Here is a 2502-nt window from a genome sequence, read left to right as displayed (position 1 = left end):
TGTGACTGCTAGAATAAAGTGTACAGTTTTTGCTTGATAAGATGAAACGCTTATTTACCCAAATATACCAGCAAAAAATATCAACCTATCACTGTAAAATGATCATAGTTCATACTTGCAGTGGAGGTTAGCGAAGGTGGATAAGTGGGAAATGTACATGGAGATAAAGCAATTATTAAAGCAAGGATTTAGTCAGACAAAGATAGCTGAAAAGTTAGGGGTTTCTCGAACAACTGTTTACAGGCACTTAAAGAGATCTCCTTCGGAGATGGCGGAATGGGTTGATTCTCTTCAGTATAAAAAGAAAAAATTAGATCCATATAAAGAACTGATTTTATCTTGGTTGAGAATGCATCCGGATATGTCAGCAGCACAAGTTTATGATTGGCTTTTAGAGAAATATAAAGATCTAACTGTTGGAGAAAGTACAGTAAGAACATATGTAAAAGCATTAAGAGAAGAATACAAAATAAATAAGGAAACATCTCCTCGAATGTATGAGGCAATTCCTGATCCCCCAATGGGAGAACAAATGCAAGTAGATTTTGGTCATACGAGACAAAAAACTGTTGATAATAAGGAAGCCAAACTCAACTTTATAGCTTTTGTCTTATCACATTCTAGACAAAAGTATAAAGAGTGGTTGGATAGACCATTTACAACACGGGATGTTATACAAGCCCATGAGAACGCGTTTAAATGGTATGGAGGAATGACCAATGAGATCGTTTATGACCAAGATAGTTTAATTGTTGTTAGCGAAAATGGTGGAGATCTAATTTTAACTAAAGAATTTCAGCAGTATAGAGAATCCAGAGGAATAAACCTTCGGGTTTGTAGAAAAGCTGACCCTGAGAGTAAGGGAAGAATAGAAAATGTAGTTGGATTTATCAAACAAAACTATGCCAAACATAGAGTGTTTCATAACATCGACTCTTGGAATGAGCAAGGATGGGAATGGCTGAACAGAACGGGTAACTATAAAATACACAATACAACAAAAAAGAGACCATTCGAAGTGTTCCTCCTGGAAAAGCAACACTTAAAACCAGTCTCCCAAAATATAGATATTCAAAATAACTATGAGATAAGTATAGCAAGATGTGTTCATAAGGACAATACTATTCGTTACCAATCTAATCGGTACTCTCTTCCACTTGGAACTTATAACAAATATGAAAAAGTATGTATCAAGGAAACGGAGACTAAAGAATTAGTTATTTATATACCTGATACTGGCGAAATTATTGCAAAACATTCAATTCCCGAAGGGAAAGGGATGTTAATAAAAGATAAAAAACATAGTAGGGATCGTACAAAAGGTGTTGGAGCATTCATTAATACAGTGGCTGAGAGATTTGAAGATAAAGAACTAGCCTTTAAATATTTAGAGAAGGTTAGGGAAAAAAATCCTCGTTACATTAAAGACCAGTTGCAAATCATCTTGCGCGAAACAAAAGGTATCGATAACGAAGTACTGACTAAAGCGTTAGCAGAGTGTTTAAAAAGGAAATTATACAGTGCAACTGATTTTGGTGATATCATTGCATATGTGAAACGTCAGCGCCAGGTACATGAAACAGTTATTGATAAAAAGAAAGAAGTTAAGACTTTGAACAGGCTATCAGAATGGGTTTTAGAAACAGAAGCATACAAAAGAAAAGTAGATACTTACACGGTTTTAATGGAGGTTGAATAGCGATGAGCCAAATCCAACAATTACAAGACATAATGAAAGGGTTAAGACTCGTTGAAACTGCCAAGCATCTCCCCCATTTGATCAGAGAAGCTGAGCAAAAAGACCTTTCATTTACTCAATTCCTGTTAGATGTCACTTCTTATGAGCAAACTCGAAGAGAAGAAAAGCAACTAAACAACCGATTAAAGTGGGCAACTTTTCCTTTCAGCAAAACACTTGAGGAGTTTAATTTAAAAGAACAAAAGTCTTTAAGCAACAAACAACTAAATAGATTAAAAGATTTAACTTGGATAGAACAGCTGTACAATTTGATTTTATTAGGGCCACCAGGTGTAGGTAAAACTCACCTGGCCGTAGGCCTAGGAATAGAGGCTATTAACCAAGGGTATAAAGCGATATTCACATCAATGGGAGATTTAATTCATAACCTGAAAACAGAAGAAATCACACGAAAGTCAAAAGCAAGAATGAAAAGAATTAGAGAGGCTGATTTAGTCATAATAGATGACTTAATGTTTATGGCAATGGATCAACAAGAAGCTAATATGTTCTTTCATTTAATTAATGACTTGTATAATCAGTCTTCCATTATCTTGACCTCTAATAAGGCACCAAAAGAATGGGGAGAATTATTGGGTGATCAAGCTATAACAACAGCAATTCTAGATAGGATTCTTCACCGAGTAGAAATCATTCATTTAAATGAAGATAGTTATCGTATGAAGCATCGTTCTACCATATTTGGGGAACAAAGTGTTTCAAAATAACGAGCAAAAATTGTTTCATTCTACTTGACGGTCACA

2 protein-coding genes are annotated in these 2502 nt (G+C 35.0%); both read left to right on the top strand.

The window, feature by feature from the left end; all coding sequences use genetic code 11:
• The first annotated feature begins 136 nt into the window (after window positions 1-136).
• Entirely contained in the window at window positions 137-1699 is a 1563-nt protein-coding gene (gene istA, locus FCJ93_RS24535; protein WP_016205450.1) for an IS21 family transposase, read from the top strand.
• 2 nt (window positions 1700-1701) lie between these two features.
• On the top strand, window positions 1702-2466 hold the full coding sequence (istB, locus tag FCJ93_RS24530; RefSeq protein ID WP_025909801.1) for an IS21-like element helper ATPase IstB: 765 nt from the start codon (window positions 1702-1704) through the stop codon (window positions 2464-2466).
• Window positions 2467-2502 lie beyond the last annotated feature (36 nt).

It is taken from the genome of Robertmurraya siralis (assembly GCF_005502275.1).
In the GTDB taxonomy this organism is placed as follows: domain Bacteria; phylum Bacillota; class Bacilli; order Bacillales; family Cytobacillaceae; genus Robertmurraya; species Robertmurraya siralis.
This window is presented reverse-complemented; position numbering and strand designations above follow the sequence as displayed.

Bases quoted from the DNA above. Each gene is read 5' to 3' on its own strand.
- istB (WP_025909801.1), top strand. From the start codon at position 1,702: ATGAGCCAAATCCAACAATTACAAGACATAATGAAAGGGTTAAGACTC.